Annotated in this window: 16 protein-coding genes; 5 read left to right on the top strand and 11 right to left on the bottom strand. The window is 50.4% G+C overall.

Annotated features, from left to right (window positions below; genetic code table 11):
- Window positions 1–16 precede the first annotated feature (16 nt).
- The gene (locus HMPREF2551_RS08815) at window positions 17–790 is read left to right on the top strand and encodes a M48 family metallopeptidase (protein WP_070823319.1); all 774 of its coding nucleotides are present in this window, start codon (window positions 17–19) and stop codon (window positions 788–790) included.
- A gap of 62 nt (window positions 791–852) precedes the next feature.
- Here HMPREF2551_RS08815 and HMPREF2551_RS08810 read toward each other — a convergent pair whose 3' ends face one another.
- Complete coding sequence (locus HMPREF2551_RS08810) at window positions 853–1353, bottom strand: DMP19 family protein (protein ID WP_083323130.1); 501 nt, start codon at window positions 1351–1353, stop codon at window positions 853–855.
- A gap of 107 nt (window positions 1354–1460) precedes the next feature.
- Here HMPREF2551_RS08810 and HMPREF2551_RS08805 point away from each other — a divergent pair, with 107 nt between their 5' ends.
- Window positions 1461–1658: a zinc-finger domain-containing protein gene (locus tag HMPREF2551_RS08805; protein ID WP_036491686.1), complete on the top strand. Its 198-nt coding sequence runs from the start codon at window positions 1461–1463 to the stop codon at window positions 1656–1658.
- A gap of 3 nt (window positions 1659–1661) precedes the next feature.
- Window positions 1662–2018 carry a hypothetical protein gene (locus tag HMPREF2551_RS08800; RefSeq protein WP_049348955.1) on the top strand — a complete coding sequence of 119 codons (357 nt, stop codon included), beginning with the start codon at window positions 1662–1664 and terminating at the stop codon, window positions 2016–2018.
- A gap of 6 nt (window positions 2019–2024) precedes the next feature.
- On the opposite strand, the gene mutY is transcribed toward HMPREF2551_RS08800, so the two are convergent.
- The gene (gene mutY / locus HMPREF2551_RS08795; protein WP_070838507.1) at window positions 2025–3059 is read right to left on the bottom strand and encodes an A/G-specific adenine glycosylase; all 1035 of its coding nucleotides are present in this window, start codon (window positions 3057–3059) and stop codon (window positions 2025–2027) included.
- A 162-nt stretch (window positions 3060–3221) separates the two neighbouring features.
- Between mutY and HMPREF2551_RS08790 the strand changes: the two genes are divergently transcribed.
- Complete coding sequence (locus tag HMPREF2551_RS08790) at window positions 3222–4262, top strand: zinc-dependent alcohol dehydrogenase family protein (RefSeq protein ID WP_070607949.1); 1041 nt, start codon at window positions 3222–3224, stop codon at window positions 4260–4262.
- A gap of 69 nt (window positions 4263–4331) precedes the next feature.
- On the opposite strand, the gene trmA is transcribed toward HMPREF2551_RS08790, so the two are convergent.
- The 7 genes from trmA to HMPREF2551_RS08755 all read right to left on the bottom strand — a co-directional run bounded on the left by trmA (window position 4332) and on the right by HMPREF2551_RS08755 (window position 12481).
- Window positions 4332–5417 carry a tRNA (uridine(54)-C5)-methyltransferase TrmA gene (trmA, locus tag HMPREF2551_RS08785; protein WP_070838505.1) on the bottom strand — a complete coding sequence of 362 codons (1086 nt, stop codon included), beginning with the start codon at window positions 5415–5417 and terminating at the stop codon, window positions 4332–4334.
- Between the two features lie 117 nt (window positions 5418–5534).
- Complete coding sequence (gene pta, locus HMPREF2551_RS08780; RefSeq protein WP_070838503.1) at window positions 5535–7037, bottom strand: phosphate acetyltransferase; 1503 nt, start codon at window positions 7035–7037, stop codon at window positions 5535–5537.
- A gap of 161 nt (window positions 7038–7198) precedes the next feature.
- Window positions 7199–8275 carry a peptide chain release factor 1 gene (prfA, locus tag HMPREF2551_RS08775; protein ID WP_070838501.1) on the bottom strand — a complete coding sequence of 359 codons (1077 nt, stop codon included), beginning with the start codon at window positions 8273–8275 and terminating at the stop codon, window positions 7199–7201.
- A 156-nt stretch (window positions 8276–8431) separates the two neighbouring features.
- Window positions 8432–9700 carry an Nramp family divalent metal transporter gene (locus HMPREF2551_RS08770; protein WP_070695340.1) on the bottom strand — a complete coding sequence of 423 codons (1269 nt, stop codon included), beginning with the start codon at window positions 9698–9700 and terminating at the stop codon, window positions 8432–8434.
- Window positions 9701–9987: 287 nt separating this feature from the next.
- The gene (locus HMPREF2551_RS08765) at window positions 9988–10755 is read right to left on the bottom strand and encodes a TatD family hydrolase (RefSeq protein ID WP_070838498.1); all 768 of its coding nucleotides are present in this window, start codon (window positions 10753–10755) and stop codon (window positions 9988–9990) included.
- Window positions 10756–10768: 13 nt separating this feature from the next.
- On the bottom strand, window positions 10769–11752 hold the full coding sequence (locus HMPREF2551_RS08760; RefSeq protein ID WP_070838496.1) for an asparaginase: 984 nt from the start codon (window positions 11750–11752) through the stop codon (window positions 10769–10771).
- 66 nt (window positions 11753–11818) lie between these two features.
- Window positions 11819–12481, bottom strand: coding sequence for a DedA family protein (locus HMPREF2551_RS08755; RefSeq protein ID WP_070838494.1), 663 nt, complete (start codon window positions 12479–12481; stop codon window positions 11819–11821).
- 249 nt (window positions 12482–12730) lie between these two features.
- Between HMPREF2551_RS08755 and ubiD the strand changes: the two genes are divergently transcribed.
- A complete protein-coding gene (gene ubiD / locus HMPREF2551_RS08750) occupies window positions 12731–14209 on the top strand; it encodes a 4-hydroxy-3-polyprenylbenzoate decarboxylase (RefSeq protein ID WP_070838492.1) in 1479 nt (492 codons plus the stop codon).
- Between the two features lie 267 nt (window positions 14210–14476).
- Here the strand turns inward: ubiD and HMPREF2551_RS08740 are convergent, their stop codons facing one another.
- Window positions 14477–16570, bottom strand: coding sequence for an AsmA family protein (locus HMPREF2551_RS08740; protein ID WP_070838488.1), 2094 nt, complete (start codon window positions 16568–16570; stop codon window positions 14477–14479).
- 178 nt (window positions 16571–16748) lie between these two features.
- Complete coding sequence (gene rpsO, locus HMPREF2551_RS08735; RefSeq protein ID WP_003679932.1) at window positions 16749–17018, bottom strand: 30S ribosomal protein S15; 270 nt, start codon at window positions 17016–17018, stop codon at window positions 16749–16751.
- Window positions 17019–17168: the final 150 nt, after the last annotated feature.

The raw sequence follows: 17168 nt of genomic DNA, 5'->3' as shown, positions 1-17168 counted from the left end.
AACACAGAGAGAAAACATGTTGAAAAAATGGAATAAAAAATATTGGGCCGGCATGGGCGTGATTTTGGCGTTGACCGGCTGTACTTCCGTAGCGGATATGGTTGGCTACGATACCGCGACTTTAAATGAAGACGCGGCTAAAAGTTACTCACAAGTCATTCAAAAAGCGCGTGGTCAAAAAGCCTTGGATGTTTCATCGCCAACTGCTCAACGCGTTCAACGCGTGTTTGCGCGTCTGCGTCCTCATGCTGAGCGTGCCAACAAAACCGGTGTGCCTTTCAATTGGCAGATGAACGTTATCCGCAGCAATGAAATGAACGCTTGGGCGATGCCGGGCGGTAAAATGGCTGTGTACACCGGTATCGTAGAAAAATTGAAGCTGACGGATGATGAAATTGCCGCCGTTGTCGGCCATGAAATGACCCATGCTTTGTTGGAACACAGCAAAAAAGCTTTGGGCGGACAAGTATTGACCGGCTTGGGTGGTTCGATTTTGGCCAGCTCAACCGGTGTGGATGGCGATTTGGTCGGCTTGGGTGCAGATTTGTTGGCAACCAAACCGTTCTCGCGCCATCAGGAAAGCGAAGCGGATGCCGGCGGTGTGCGTTTGATGGCTGAAGCAGGCTACAACCCTGAGGCTGCGGTAAGCGTGTGGGAAAAAATGAATAAAGTACAGGGCGGCAGCTCATTGTCTATTTTGTCGACCCACCCGACCAATCAGGCGCGTATCAATGCAATCCGCAAAATGTTGCCTGAAGTAATGCCGATTTATCAGAAAAACAAACGTTAATTCGACGTATTGATGATTTTGCCGGTTTGAACGGATGATTCAAACCGGCAAAGTTTTAGGTTTCAGTCTGACAGTTTGGCAAATTTATCCCAATTTGCCTGAACGTAGGCTGCTGCGGTTTCCAAGTCTTCGTCGGCAACGTCATAATAATCGCCGTCAAGCTCTTCAAAATCGGGAAAAGCTTTGCGGATTTCGTCGAAATCCCTTTGTTCGTCTGCCATTTTTTCAATGGCTGCGCCGTGTTTTTCGTACAGGGCTTTGGCTTTGTCTAAGATTTTCGGTATAGGCTTGATGCGCCAGCGGCGCAGGCTGTCGGCAACCGGGTTGCAGAAGATGTATTCTCCGTATCCTGAAGCGATAAGCTGGACAAAGCCGCCTTCTTGAATCTGGCTGTCGAGATAGCAGAGCGCGGTCAATGTATGCTGTTCGTCGTTGAGACCGGACATTTCCTCGTCGCCTGCCTGTTCGGTGTGGTCCAAATAGACTGCGCTAAGTGTATAAAGAAATGAAGCGGAATCGGAAGTATCGAAATCTTGAATGCTAAGCAGGGTGGTCATCATCATCAAAGGCCGTCTGAAAAAAGTGATTATATAATGTTTTCAGTCTGAACCTAGCGGCCGTTTTGCTTTACAATATCGGAAGATAAGAAAACATAGTGAGGAACCAAACCATGAGTACACAATCTGAAAAAAACGTTGTAGTCATCAAGCCGCAGGATTTGCCGCTGCATTGCTCCGGCCCTAATCATGAAACATGGAACGGCCATCCGCGTGTGTTCTTGCCGATTCAGTCCAACAGCGAGATTGAATGCCCGTATTGCAGCACTTATTACCGTCTTGATGGCGAGATTCCGCATCATCATTACTAATCTATGCCTATGTTGAACAAAATCATCTGCGCTTTGTGCCTGAGTTTGTGCGCTGCGTGCGGCTCGTATAAGGCCGTGCGCCCTGATGCGCCGTTACCGGTCATTGCACAGGCGCAGACGTATTCTGTCCGTTATCAATCCGCACAAGGTCGGACGATTACTGCAATTTATATCAACAGCCACAGCCCGATGATGGTTGAGCTGCGTGAAGGCAATACGGTTGAGAAACTGGTGCAAGTCCGCTTGCGCAGTCAGGGCGTCGAGTACGCCAATCCAAGCTCGCGTTGGCAGATTGGCGACGGGTTTGCCGTACTGATTCGCGGTGGTAAAGAAGTTGTATTTAAAGAGATTGTGGAATAGGGCGGTTTAGCCTTTAGCCAAATATTTGATTAAAGGTTTGGGCAAGCCATAATCTGCCAAATGTTCCGATGATATCCAAAGGCCGTCTGAAAGATGTTCAGACGGCCTTTGTTGCGTCTGAAAAGGGGTAATCATCAATAAGCGGTGGGTCAGGCGGTGGGTAAACGTGGTTTGTTCTTCAAGGCCGTCTGAAACAATGCCGAAGCGTTCGGCGTAAGCATACAAATCGTCTAATTTTTCAAAACAGGGTACGCAATACAGACCGCCCCAAATGCCTTTGGCAGGGCGTTTTTCAAGCAATAATGCGCCGTCTTGGTTACGAATAATCAGCCAGTAAAGCGGCAGGGTATGTACTTTAAGGGCGGTTTTTTTGCGCGGCAGCTCGTCAATGCGGTTTTGTTTTTTTGCTTCGCAGATGTCTGCCATCGGGCATTGATGGCACAAAGGTTTTGTCCGTTTGCAGACGGTTGCGCCCAAGTCCATCAGCCCTTGTGTATAGGCAGGCATATCGGCATTTTCAGACGGCAGCAGGCTTTCGGCAAGCGTCCAAAGTGAGTTTTCAAATTTTTTGTCTTGCGGATTGCCGTCTTGGGCAAAGACACGGCAGAGAACGCGTTTGACGTTGCCGTCCAAGATGGTTTCTCGTCGGTTGAAAGCAAAGGCAGAAATGGCAGCGGCGGTACTTCTACCTACGCCGCAGAGCGTTTCCAAGTCTTTGGGCTCGGATGGAAAGACACTGCCGAATTGTCCGACAACTTGTTGCGCGGCTTTGTGCAGATTGCGTGCGCGGCTGTAATAGCCCAAGCCTGCCCATAAAGATAAAACCTCGTCTTGCGGCGCGGCGGCAAGTGATTGTACGGTTGGGAATTTGGCTAAGAAACGCGGATAGTAGTCCAATACGGTAGCAACCTGCGTTTGCTGGAGCATGATTTCTGAAAGCCAGATGGAATAAGGGTCTTTGACCTGCCAAGGCAAGTCGTGACGGCCATGTTGCCGTTGCCAATCAATGAGTCGGCGTGCGAATGATGTGGGTGTGTTCATTAATATTTACCTTTTAATTATTTATTTTTAAAACAATAATTTATATTATAACATTATAAATAATAATCAGAATTGACTTATCTGGTGGAGGGGTATATAAATATAGTTAACGTGGATTTACGCAGTATTGTTAAAGTTTATTAACCACTCAAGGAGATTCACATGAAAGCAATGGTTTATCACGGCGCAAACGACATCCGTTTTGAAGAAAAGCCCCGCCCTCAAATTATTGATCCGACCGATGCAGTCGTCAAAATCGTTAAAACCACGATTTGCGGTACTGACTTGGGTATTTGGAAAGGCAAAAACCCCGAAGTCGCCGACGGACGTATTCTCGGCCATGAGGGCATCGGTATTGTAGAAGAAGTCGGCGATGCTGTAAAAAACATCAAAGTCGGTGATAAAGTCATTATTTCATGTGTCAGCAAATGCTGTACTTGCGACAACTGTAAAATTCAACTTTATTCACACTGCCGCAACGGTGGTTGGATCTTGGGTTATATGATTGACGGTACTCAGGCCGAATACGTCCGTACGCCTTATGCCGACAACAGCTTGGTTCCGCTGCCTGACAACGTCAACGAAGAAGTTGCCCTGTTGTTGAGCGATGCCTTGCCGACCGCCCACGAAATCGGCGTGCAATATGGCGATGTGAAACCCGGCGATACCGTATTCATCGCCGGTGCTGGCCCTGTCGGTATGTCTGCGTTGCTGACCGCGCAACTATATAGCCCTGCCGCCATCATCGTTTGCGATATGGATGAAAACCGCTTGAAACTGGCGAAAGAATTGGGCGCGACCCATACCATCAACCCTGCTTCCGGCGATGTGAGCAAACAAGTTGCCTCTATCGTCGGCGAAGATGGCGTAGATTGCGCCATCGAAGCGGTCGGTATCCCTGCAACTTGGAATATGTGCCAAGACATTGTGAAACCCGGCGGCCATATTGCTGTGGTTGGTGTGCATGGTCAATCCGTTGATTTCAAACTGGAAAAACTGTGGATTAAAAACCTTGCCATCACAACAGGCCTGGTTAACGCGAATACCACCGAAATGCTGATGAAAGCCATTTCCAGCAGCTCAGTGGATTACACCAAAATGCTGACCCACCGTTTCAAATTCAGCGAATTGGAAAAAGCCTACGACGTGTTCAAACACGCTGCTGAAAACCAAGCCATGAAAGTGGTTTTGGAAGCGGATTGATTTAAAAATCGCTTAATATGCTGTTAATTAAAGGCCGTCTGAACATTCAGACGGCCTTTTTGTATGGTTTTATTTTTTCTTCTTCAACCAAACACCGCTTTCGATATGGTGGGTAAATGGGAATTGGTCGAACAGGGCGGCGCGTTCGATGGTATGGGTTTGACAGAGCGTGTCGAGGTTGGCGCGCAGGGTCTCAGGATTGCAGGAAATATAGAGGACGTTGTCGAATCGGGCAACCAATTTGAGCGTCTCATCATCAACACCGGCGCGCGGAGGATCAACAAAAATAGTTGAAAAATCATAGTTTTTCAAGTCGATGCCTTGTTCTTGCAGGCGGCGGAATTCACGGTTTTGCGTGTAGGCCTCGGTAAATTCTTCCGCAGACAGGCGGGCGATTTTGAGATTGGTAATTTGGTTGGCTTCAATATTCCATTGGGCGGCGTTGACGGAAGTTTTGGAAACTTCGGTTGCCAGCACTTGATTGAAATGTTGCGAAAGCGGCAGGGTAAAATTGCCGTTGCCGCAATATAGTTCAAGCAGGTCTTTGCATAAGTTTTTTGCGGCATCACACGCCCAAGTCAGCATTTTTTGGCACACTTGGGCATTGGGTTGGGTAAAGCTGCCTTCGATTTGACGGTAGCGGAAGGTTTTGCCGTTGACTGTCAATGCTTCGGTTACGAAATCTTGGCTCAATACGATTTTTTGTCCGCGGCTGCGGCCGATGATGTGGATGCCCAAATTGTGCGCCAGCTCTTGCGCGGCTTGTTGCCATGCTTCGTTCAGCTTCTTGTGGTAAATCATGGTCACCAGCATTTCGCCGCTTAAAGTGGATAAAAATTCGACGGCGTACCAGCGGTTTTTCAGCTCGGGATGATTGGATGCGGCTTCAATCAGTTTCGGCATCAAGGCATTGATGGATTCGGATGCGGCTGGAAATTGGTCGCAACGGATCAGGCTTGCCCCGCTTGCCTTTTGCCCGCGTTCAAACATGGCGTAAAACATTTCGCCGCCTTCATGCCAGATGCGGAACTCGGCACGCATCCTGTAATGCTGTTCCGGAGATTCAAAGACTTCGATTTCAGGGAAATCCAGTCCTTGGAAAAGTTGCTGAAGATATTGCTTTTTGTCGGCTAGTTGTTGCTGGTAGGCAGTCATTGGGGCAGTCTTTCGGAAAATAATGGCGAATTATAATATAGTTGGCGCAAAGATACGAAAGGCCGTCTGAAACATCGGTTTCAGACGGCCTTTGATTTTAACGCATCAGCTTGTCAATCAGCCTTGCATTTGTTTGGCTTGAACGGCAGTCAGGGCGATGGTGAAGACGATGTCTTCAATCAATGCGCCGCGTGACAAGTCGTTAACCGGTTTGCGCAAACCTTGCAACAACGGGCCTACGCTCAGGACGTTGGCGCTGCGTTGTACGGCTTTGTAAGTACAGTTGCCGGTATTGAGGTCTGGGAAAATCAGGACAGTTGCCTGACCAGCGACAGCGCTGCCCGGAGCTTTGGATTGGCCGATAGATGGAACGGTAGCCGCATCGTATTGCAACGGACCTTCGATGGCCAAATCAGGGCGTTTTTCATTAGCCAGTTTGGTTGCTTCGATTACTGCATCGACATCAGGGCCGCTGCCTGAGTTGATGGTGGAGTAGGAAATCATGGCCACTTTGGGATCGATACCGAAGGCTTTGGCACTGTCGGCAGATTGAATGGCGATGTCGGCCAGTTGTTCAGGCGTTGGGTTCGGGTTAACCGCGCAGTCGCCGAAAGCCAAAACTTGGTTAGGCAGCAACATGAAGAATACGCTGGATACGAGGCTTGCACCTGGAGCGGTTTTAATCAGTTGCAGGGCAGGGCGGATGGTGTTGGCAGTAGTGTGGACTGCGCCGGAAACCAAACCGTCAACGTCGTTTTGAGCCATCATCATGGTACCGAGTACGACGGTGTCTTGCAGCTGTTTGCGTGCATCTTCAGGAGTCAGGCCTTTGGATTTACGCAATTCGCACATCGGCTCAACGTATTGTTCAACCAAAGTAGCAGGATCAATGATTTCCAAAGAATCAGGCAGGGAAATGCCGCGTTCTTTAGCAACGGCCTCAACTTCTTCGCGGGTCGCCAACAGTACGCAACGGGCGATGCCTTTTTCGTGACAGATAGCGGCGGCGGCGACGGTGCGTGGTTCTGCGCCTTCAGGCAGAACGATGCGCATATCGGCTTTGCGTGCGAAATCGATCAGGTTGTAACGGAATTGGGCTGGAGACAGGCGTTTAGCTTCGCGTTTGGCCAAAGCGGATACGTCTTGCAGTTTGTCGCTGGAGCCGAAGAAAGTCAGGCCGGTTTGCTCGGCAACTTGTGCGCCTAAAGCAGCGGCTGCGCCGTCAATGATAAAGCCTTCCAATAAGCCTGGGGAGTTGGTGTAGAACTGTTTGGCGAGGTTTAATTGTTGGGTGACGGCGGCTGCGTCGGTGTTGTCGGATTTCAGCGCCAATACAACGCCTGCGTCCAAAGACAGTGCCAATTCAACGTTTTTGCCTGCCAAGAACAATTTGTCTGCATCAGGAGTAATGCCTTCGATAACGAGATTATCTGCGTTCAATGCTGCAACTTTACCGACAAGTGCGTCAAACCAGTCATCGCTCTTGCCTTGAGCCAACAGGGCTTCTGTAGTGGAGTCAACGGCTTGGAAAACTTGCGCATTCAATGCCGCTGCAAATGCTTTTGCCGCAGCATCGGCGCTCAGGCCGGTAGATACCGGTGCGATCAGGATTTTTGCCATTTTGTGTCCTCTCTTTCGTTAATTGTAGAAGGGTGTTGCTGGGGCGCAGCTGGTGCTGCATTTTAACACTTCAGGATTGAAGTTTCTTTAATATATTCACGGTCATATTGACATATGTCATCAGGCCGTCTGAAAAGTATAAACGCAATGGACCAAATCCATCAATCCCCCATTGCCGCCAAAAGCTCGGCTTGATGCTCGGCAATCAGGGCATTGGTGATTTCTTCCAAATCTCCGTCCATTACAAAATCCAGTTTGTGCAGGGTAAGGTTGATGCGGTGGTCGGTCACGCGGCCTTGTGGGTAGTTGTAGGTGCGGATGCGTTCGCTGCGGTCGCCGCTGCCGATTAGGGATTTGCGTTCGGCGGCTTCTTTGGCTTGGGCTTCGCGTTTTTGTGCGTCGTTTAAGCGGGCAGCGAGGACTTTCATCGCCTGCGCTTTGTTGGCGTGTTGGCTGCGGCCGTCTTGGCATTCGACTACCATGCCTGTCGGTAAGTGGGTAATGCGGACGGCGGAGTCGGTTTTGTTGATGTGCTGACCGCCTGCGCCGGATGCGCGGAAGGTGTCGATGCGCAGATCAACCGGATTCAACTCGATGTCTTCCAGTTCGTCCGCTTCGGGCATGACGGCGACGGTGCAGGCGGAGGTGTGGATACGGCCTTGGCTTTCGGTGGCGGGAACGCGCTGCACGCGGTGGCCGCCGGATTCAAATTTTAGACGGCTGTACGCACCCAAACCGACGATGCGAGCGATGACTTCTTTATAGCCGCCCAACTCGCTTTCGTTGGCGGAAACGATTTCGACCTGCCAGCGGTTGCGCTCGGCGTAGCGGCTATACATGCGCAGCAAATCGCCTGCAAACAGTGCGGCTTCATCGCCGCCCGTTCCGGCGCGCACCTCGATGAAGATGTTTTTGTCGTCGTCGGCATCTTTGGGCAGCAGCAGTTTTTGCAATTCGGTATCGAGCGTGTCGATTTTGGCTTTCGCCGCTTCGATTTCTTCGGCGGCAAAGTCTTTCATTTCAGGGTCGGACAGCATTTCTTCGGCATCCGCCAAGTCGCTTTGAGCCAGCTGATAGTTTTGGAAGACTTCGACGACGGGGGTCAATTCGGCGTGTTCGCGCGTGAGTTTGCGGTAGTTGTCCATATCGGACGTGGCTTCGGGCTGTCCGAGCAAATGCGTGACTTCTTCCAGTCGGTCGCTGAGTTGTTGTAGTTTTTCTAAAATAGACGGCTTCATAAATTTTCCAAAATACGGATGCCGTCGAGTGGTCTGCAACGGCGAAATAAGGCGTTATTATAATGGGTTTGAATGAAAATTCAAAAAGATATGATGGATTGGAAAGGCCGTCTGAAACCTGTTTTGAAGTTTCAGACGGCCTTTTTTCATATGGATTTATTTAGGCGCAGCCAAAATGCCTGTTTGGTTCAGTAGGAACAAAACGGTAAAGCCGGTCAAATAAATCAAACCGATAATGGCGAGGAAGTTCATGCCCATGGTCAGTTTGTGGCGTTTGTCGCCTTTGACGAGGCGGTAGTTCAACCAAGCGAACACAGGGGCGGCAACGAAAGCGGTAATCATGGCGAATTTGAGCAGCTCGGCCATTGCGCTGTTGAACCAGAAAATTACGGCCAAGCCTGAGCCTGCGACCCAAATGTTCCAAGCAAACAATTCGGCATTGCCGGTTTTGTCTTTGCCGCGCAGCAGGCGTACCGGTTCGGCAATTGCACGGGCGTAGCCGTCCACTACAGTAATCGTCGTGCCGTACATACAGGCAAAGGCGATAAATGCCACCAGCGGACGCGACCAGTCGCCGATGGTCACAGCGTACATATTAATCAGTTGGCCGACATATTTGCCGCCCGCCATTTGCACTTCTTCGCCGTTGCCGTATTGGACATATGCACCCAAGGCGAGGAAGACGACTGCCAAAATCGCGCTGGTGATGTAGCCGACGTTGAAGTCGAAAATACCGTCGCGGTAGCTGGAAGGGTTGATGCGTTGTTTTTCGGTAACCCACAAAGAGTTGATGGCGGAAATTTCAATCGGTGCAGGCATCCAGCCCATCAACGCGATGAGGAAGCCCAAGCCTGCCAGTGTCCATGGGGTAGGCTCGATAAAGTCGGGTTTCATCTGCATGCCGCGAGACATAGCCACGGCGGCTGCGGCGACGGTGGCGATGGTCAGGCTGACGATGATGATTTTGGAAACGTTGTCCAATGCTTTATAGCGGCCGCTTGCCAAAATCAGCAGGCAGGAAACCATAATCATGACGGATACCATGCCGGCATCGAAAGTCAGCGACGGGATTGCCATTTTGACGATGGCGGCGGTAACGATGGCGACTGCACCGGCATTAATCGTTGCCGATGCAATACACAAAATCAAAAATACCCACAAATAAACGCGGCTTTTCTCGGCATAGCCCTCAATCAGGCTTTTGCCCGTATCCAGCGTGTAATGTGCGCTGAAGCGGAAAAACGGGTATTTGAACAGGTTGGTCAGAATAATAATCAGTGCAAGCTGCCAGCCGTAAAGTGCGCCTGCCTGCGTGGAGGCAATCAGGTGCGAGCCGCCGACTGCCGCCGAAGCCATCATGATACCCGGGCCCAGAGCATTGATTTTGCTCTTCCAGGTGGAAGCGTGTGTATGTTGTTCAGCCATAATTAGTTTCCGCCTTTTTCAGACGGCCTTATTATCAAAAAAAAGCATATTTTAACGTAAATAAAAAGTTTGCCCAATAATATGTGTAATACTTTTTATCAATCAAAAGGAAAATACGGTGTTAAAAAGCCGAGATAACGGAGTGAACGATATTTTGTGCCAAAAACATTTTTTCAGACGGCCTTGTATCGCTTTTTATTCATGAACATGGGGTAGGGAGGGCTGAGTGTGTCCGTTTGGAAACGGAACGGCCGAGCGAGGCTTTTTGATGCCTTGAGGTCGGCATATTAAGGGGAAGTATGGAGCAGGGAATCCACGTTTTGCTCGGTTGCTTCAGCCAGTTGTGCCAGCGGTACGCCGCGCAGTTCTGCGGCAATTTCGGCGATACGGCGGATGTTGGCCGGGGTATTGGTTTCGTGGCCGAACATAAAGGGGCTGTCGGTTTCGAGAACAAAATCCGTGTCATCTAAGGCTTGTAAGGCGGAACGGACTTTTTTGGCATTGGGATTAAGCAGCAGCGAGCCTATGCCGATTTTGAAACCGAGTTTCACCAAAATCCGCGCTTCTTCTACGCTGCCGGAGAAAGCGTGGACAATACCGCCTTGTGTGAAACCGGCGGTTTTAACGGCGGCGGCAATGGCGGCGGTGGCTTTCAGATTATGGATGATGACGCGGAGGTTGAGGTGTTGGGCGAGGATGAGTTGGCGGATAAAGACGTCGGTCTGCGTGTCGCGTTGCGCTTGGGTTTGCTCTTTGCCATAAAAATCCAAGCCGATTTCGCCAACCCATGCTTGCGGATGCCGGATTAATTCTTTCTCTAACTCTTGGAATACCGCTTCGTTGAGGCCGTCTGAAAACCATGGATGAATGCCCAAAGCAATATGGATGTTTTCAGACGGCCTTTCCAACTGCGCAACGGAATGCCAATCCTTGGGGGATGTAGCCGGTACGATAAAACGCGCTACGCCGGCGGCTTGCGCTTCGGCAAGCACGGCAGGCAGCGTGTCGGCAAGTTTGGGGTCGGCAAGATGGCAGTGGGTGTCGGTAAAATTCATACTAAATGGCGGTTTACAGCAGATTTAATTGTCTCAATTCTTGTTGCACCTTATCCGCATTCCAGTCATGAGATACGGCAAGGGTCATCAGCGCGGTGGCCGTTTCAAGATTGCATTTGCCGCCGTTGATGATGCCTGCCTGACGCAAAGCATTACCTTGGGCATAGACGGCGGCAGCGCAACCTTGCGGCACTTGGCTGATGTTGAGCAGCAACTTGCCTTGTTGCGTAAAGGCTTGAACGGCTCGTACAAACGCATCGTTGCTTGGCGCATTGCCGTGGCCGTAGCTTTGCAGAATCAGGGCTTGAGTGGAAATATGGGGCAGGCCGTCTGAAAGTTCTTGCGCGGCATAACCGGGAATCAGCGTGCGGACGGAAACTTTGGCTTCAGGATTTGGAAGACGCGGTTTGAGGCCGTCTGAATGTTGGGTCAGGGCGGTACGGATATTGTGCCAACCTTTGTTTTCCTCCCATTCGGCGAGCGCGCCAAAATGCAGGTTGTCAAAACCTGCGGCGGTCTCGGTGCTGACTTTGCTGCTGCCGACGGCTGGGAAGAGCTTGCCGTCAAAGGCAATCGCCACTTGTTTGAGTTTGAGCGAGAAAGCGGAAACGGCGGTGGCAAGGTTGCGCGGCGCATCGCTGTTGGCGGCATCGTAAGGCCATTGCGAGCCGGTTAGGATAACGGGTTTGTCCAAACCTTGCAGCGAAAGGGCGAAGAGGTTGGCGGTGTACGCCATGGTATCCGTACCGTGCAGCACCAAAATGCCGTCATAGTCAGGCAGTTTGGCGATAATAAGCTCCAACCAGTCGTGTTGGTTTTGCAGCGTTACTGCGGAAGAATCGATGAGCGGCTGGCAAACGTGCCATTCGAAATCAAGGCCGTCTGAAAAGGGGGCAAGGGCTTTATCGACGAGAGCGGTGTCGGGACGTAGGCCGGCGCTGCTTTGGGTCATGCCGATGGTGCCGCCGGTGTAGAGGACGAAGATTTTTTGTTTCATGGTGTTTCTGATGAATGATTGAGGCCGTCTGAAAGTGGGGAAGTGTTTCAGACGGCCTGGAATGGTTTATTGATTGGCTTGTTTTTTGGCTTTTGCAGCGCGTTTTTCGTGTAATTTTTCACGGAAGAAGGTATAGCGGCGGTGTTTTCTCCACCAAATCCAACCGACAATGACTGCGCCGATGCCCAGTACCGCAAAGATACCGGATTGCAGGCTGTGCATTTTTTCCATCAACCAGTCGGTGTTGCGTGCTCCGTATTCGCCCAGATAAATCCAAACCGGAACGGAAATCAGCGCGGCCAAGCCGTCCATCAGGATAAAGCGCAGGTAGGAAACCTTACGGCTGATGCCGGCGGTCACGAAAACAGCGGTACGCAGGCCGGGCAGGAATCGGGCGACGAATAAAACCCAGTTGCCGTATTTGTCGAATTTTTCCTGTACTTGGGCATAGCGTTTGGGCGTCATCACGCGCGCAATGGGTTTGAACTTGAGGATTTTCTGCCCCCACACGCGTCCGGCAACAAACATAAATCCGTCACCCGCCAATACGCCGAGCATACCGACGACAACCATCCAATGCGAATTGGTATAACCCAATCCGGAAATCACGCCGCCGGTTACCAGTGTCAAATCTTCAGGAATCGGCACGCCGAAGCCGCAAATAACCAAAACGAAAAACACGGCCGCATAGCCGTATTCAACGAAAAAAGATTCTAAAAATGCAAACATGGCCGCCGTCCCACGATAGATATTGATTGATGACTGGATTAAGTTGGAATTTTACCAAAGATAAGGCCGTCTGAAAGCAATCACAAGCAGATATTGTTTAAATTTGACGGTAGTTTGCAAAAAATCTCGAAATTCGGACGTGGAAAGTTGGGATTTGAACAGATTTGGCAGGTACAATAGCCGCTGGTTTATCTTTCAAACCCGAAATGGCAGTCTGTTTTCAGACGGCCTGTTCAGGAAAATGAAATCATGAAATACAGAGATTTGCGAGAATTTATCGCCGGATTGGAAGCTGATGGCAAACTCAAGCGCATTCAGCATCCGGTGTCGCCGCATTTGGAAATGACCGAAATCGCCGACCGCGTGCTGCGTGCTGAGGGGCCGGCGTTGTTGTTTGAAAACCCTATTAAGCCTGACGGTACGCGCTACGATTATCCTGTCTTGGCGAATCTGTTTGGCACGCCCGAACGCGTGGCGTTGGGCATGGGTGCGGACAGTGTGTCCAAGTTGCGCGAAATCGGGCAGACGCTGGCGTATCTGAAAGAACCCGAACCGCCCAAAGGTATCAAAGACGCATTGTCCAAACTGCCGCTGCTGAAAGACATTTGGAGCATGGCGCCGAACGTGGTGAAAAACGCGCCGTGTCAGGAAATTGTGTGGGAAGGTGAAGACGTTGATTTGTATAAACTTCCGATTCAGCATTGCTGGCCGGAAGACGTTGCACCACTGGTAACGTGGGGCTTGACTGTCACGCGCGGTCCGCACAAAAAACGCCAAAATCTCGGCATTTACCGCCAACAATTAATTGGCAAAAATAAGCTGATTATGCGCTGGCTGTCGCATCGCGGCGGCGCGTTGGATTATCAGGAGTTCCGCAAACTTAATCCCGATACGCCGTATCCCGTCGCCGTCGTTCTCGGCTGTGACCCTGCCACCATTTTGGGCGCGGTAACGCCCGTTCCCGATACTTTGAGCGAATACCAGTTTGCCGGACTGCTGCGCGGTTCGCGGACGGAACTGGTGAAATGTATCGGCAACGATTTGCAAGTGCCTGCCCGTGCTGAAATCGTATTGGAAGGCGTGATTCATCCGAACGAAACCGCGTTGGAAGGCCCATACGGTGACCACACGGGCTATTACAACGAGCAGGATCATTTCCCCGTGTTTACGGTCGAACGCATCACCATGCGTGAAAACCCGATTTACCATTCGACCTACACAGGCAAACCGCCCGATGAGCCCGCCGTTTTGGGCGTGGCATTGAACGAAGTGTTCGTACCGCTTTTGCAAAAGCAGTTCCCTGAAATCACTGATTTCTACCTGCCGCCCGAAGGCTGCTCCTACCGCATGGCGGTGGTCAGCATGAAAAAACAATACGCCGGACACGCCAAGCGTGTGATGATGGGCTGCTGGTCGTTCCTGCGACAGTTTATGTACACCAAATTCATCATCGTGGTTGATGACGATGTGAACGTGCGCGACTGGAAAGAAGTCATCTGGGCGGTCACCACGCGCATGGACCCTGTGCGCGACACCGTGTTGGTGGAAAACACGCCCATCGACTACCTCGACTTCGCCAGCCCCGTCAGCGGACTCGGCGGCAAAATGGGTTTGGATGCGACCAACAAATGGCCGGGCGAAACCGACCGCGAATGGGGTCGTGTGATCAAAAAAGACCCTGCCGTTACGGCTAAAATCGATGAGATTTGGGAGAGTTTGGGTTTGTAGATGTCGGATTTATTGGAATTTCTACTTCAAATCTTGATGGAAATGATCGGGTCTATGTTTGAGGGTACGATAGAAATATTGAGGCTCGATTGGAGAAAAAGAAAACTCTCCAAAAAAGGCTTGATAATGTTGGTCATATGGTTTGCCATCATTGTTGCACTGATTGTGTATATGGTCATTCCTAAGTAAACATCTTATTCTGACAAGGTATCTGTTAAAAGGCCGTCTGAAACGTTTTGGGTTTCAGACGGCCTTTGATTTGAGAACTTAGCGTGGTTTGAGCCACTTCCATTGTTCTTGTATGGTTTCTTGCAGGGCTTTTTGTTTTTCTGCAGGCGTGTTCATGCCATTGGTCAAGCGGCTGTAGTCGAGGGTAATGGAAGGGTTTTGTACGGTTCCGCCGATTTTGAGGGGAATCGGTTTGTTTTTGGGTTGCAGTACGTTGCTGATAAGCAGGTTTTCGGACAGCTTTTGGGTATTCAAATCGGTATAGCCGCTGCTGACAACGTGCAGGCTGTCGGAAAACAGTTCGGTGTTGATGTGATGGCTGATGCCTTTCTCGATTTCACTATTGAGGATGAAATGATGGAAAGGGGTTTTGAGGTTGCTGTTGTCGATTTTTTCCGAAGAGATGCCGTTTTTCAGAATGCTGTCCATATCGATGCCGTGCCATGCGCCGTTGGTAATATCGAGGAGCAGGCTGCCGTTTAGGGCTTGTATCATTTGGGCGCGGTCGTTGCCGGAAGTTTGAATGTCGATAACGGCGTCGCCGCTGCCACTGAAGCTGTGGAAGCCGAACAAGTCTTGCAGCAGCGGCTGAATTTGTATGCCTTTTGCGTTTTGTTGGAGGTGGTAGGAAGCGGGTTGGGTGGCCGCAATACTCAGTCCGCCTTCTGTTTTGCCACCATAAAGCCCGGCTTTGAAACGGTGCAGGGCGATATGTTCTTTATCTGCGGTAAGCAGGGATTCGACGTTTTCAAGTTGCAGGCTGGCAGTTTGAATGGTGCCGATTTGGAGGTTGGCCTCAATGTCGGGCAGCCAGGATTTGGCCAGCAGGGAAGGAAGACTGAGTGACGGCTGGGTTTTCAGGTCTTCTAAGTAAGGTGTTAGATTGAGTTTTTGTAAGGCGATACCGGCGTAAAGGTGCGGACGAGGTTGGGCATCGCGTTGGTATTTAAAGGCCAAGGCAAGGGCTTGTCTGTCAAATGCGCCTTTCAGACGGCCTTCCCATGTATTGAGGCTGAAATTGGCCTGGCCTTCGAGGGTGCTGATGAATCGGGGGCGGGGAAGGCGGTTGATGGTGTCTTGCAGGGTGCTGAGGTGCAGTTTGGGCGCATCGATGCCTTTGCCTTTTTGCCAAACCAACGGGCTGGAAAAGGTAAAGTTGGTTTGGAGGCGGTCGTTTTTATGGCTGCCTTTGAGTTCAAAATTGGCGGCGGTCAAAACGGTTGCGTAGAGGTTGGTTTTGTCCAGTTTGAATGAACCGTCCCATTGGTTGTTTTCACTGCCGGCAGTTAATGCACCGTTGAGTGTGTTGAGGTGCAAATAGCCGTTTTTGAATTGCAAGAGGGGCGAACGTGCATTGATATGCAAGTTTTGATAGTCGCTTTCGGCTTGCAGATTGAAATCGCGGAAAAGGGCGGTTCGGTTTTGCCAATTAAGGCTGCCTGCGATTTGGGCACCCAGCTTGTTTTTGAGTAATACGGTTTGCAGGTTTAATTTGAGGGCGGGAATGCTCCAGCCGGCATCATCTTGTACAAGATGGCCGGCGCCTTGCCAACTGATGGGGTTGCCTATGTTTTGCAGTGTGCCGCTGATATCGAATGGACGGCCGTCTGAATCGGCTCTGCGCAGGGAAAATTGCAGATCGCTTAAGGCAATATCCTGCTCTTTATTGTGATAGCGGATGCTGCCGCTATTGATAATGACGCGGTTGAGCTGGAAGCTTTCTTTTGATGCATGGTTTTGTTGCAGGCAGGCAGGCAGGTGGTTCTTGGGGCCCAATGTCAGCGACGGATTGGAAAGAATCCATTTTTCAAGAATGGGGGCGTCTGACCATAGGCTGCTCCAGCCAAAGCCCATTTTGGATTCGGCAATGTTCAGCGTCGGCGTGTCTGGTTCGGAAGATGAAAGGCTGAGGTCTTTTAAAATAAGCGTAGGGCGCGGCAGCCATTTTCTGCTGATATTGGCGTTGTATTTGACTTGGCAGCCATGGGCAGAAAAGTTTTTCTGTATGAATGCGTCGATGTTTTCTGTATTGAATATGCGGAACATTAAGGCACTCAATACCGCCGCGAGGCATAAAAGCACGGCAATGCTGAAAACCAGGGTTTTCAGCCAAAATTTTCCTGAGTGCAACATGGAATGAACAGACAATTCAGATTCTCGCTTTGATGGGAGCTTTAAGGAGTGATTGGAAGTTTAAGCCTTGCTGCTTAAGCGTGTGGAAGTATAACACAGAGCGGGGGCCTGTGTTTCAGACGGCATCGGTATGTTAATAAAAAACACCGCCCGAAGGCGGTGTTGATTTAAGCATAAATTATTTACGCAGACCCAGGCGGGTAATCAGTGTACGGTAAGTATCAGGCTGAGTACGACGCAGGTAAGACAACAGGCGACGACGTTGGCTAACCATTTTCAACAGGCCGCGACGGCTGTGGTGGTCTTTAGGGTTGGCTTTGAAGTGAGGAGTCAGGTCGTTGATGCGGAAAGTCAACAGAGCGACTTGTACTTCAGAAGAGCCGGTATCGCCTTCTTTGCGTTGGAAATCTTTAACAATTTGTGCTTTTTGTTCTACGGTCAATGCCATGATGGATAACTCCGAAAATAAAAGAACCTTTTCAGGTTCGGACAAGTTTGCCAAGCCGAACGACCTAAGCAAACTCCTAAGTGCCTTTTTATAAAGACGGGCGGATTATGCCACAATTTGTCTTTGTGCGCCATATCTTTTCAGACGGCC

This window comes from Neisseria sp. HMSC066H01, assembly GCF_001837375.1.
Classification (GTDB): Bacteria; Pseudomonadota; Gammaproteobacteria; order Burkholderiales; family Neisseriaceae; genus Neisseria.
The sequence above is the reverse complement of the archived record's forward strand: the minus strand, read 5'-3'. Positions and strand labels throughout refer to the sequence as shown.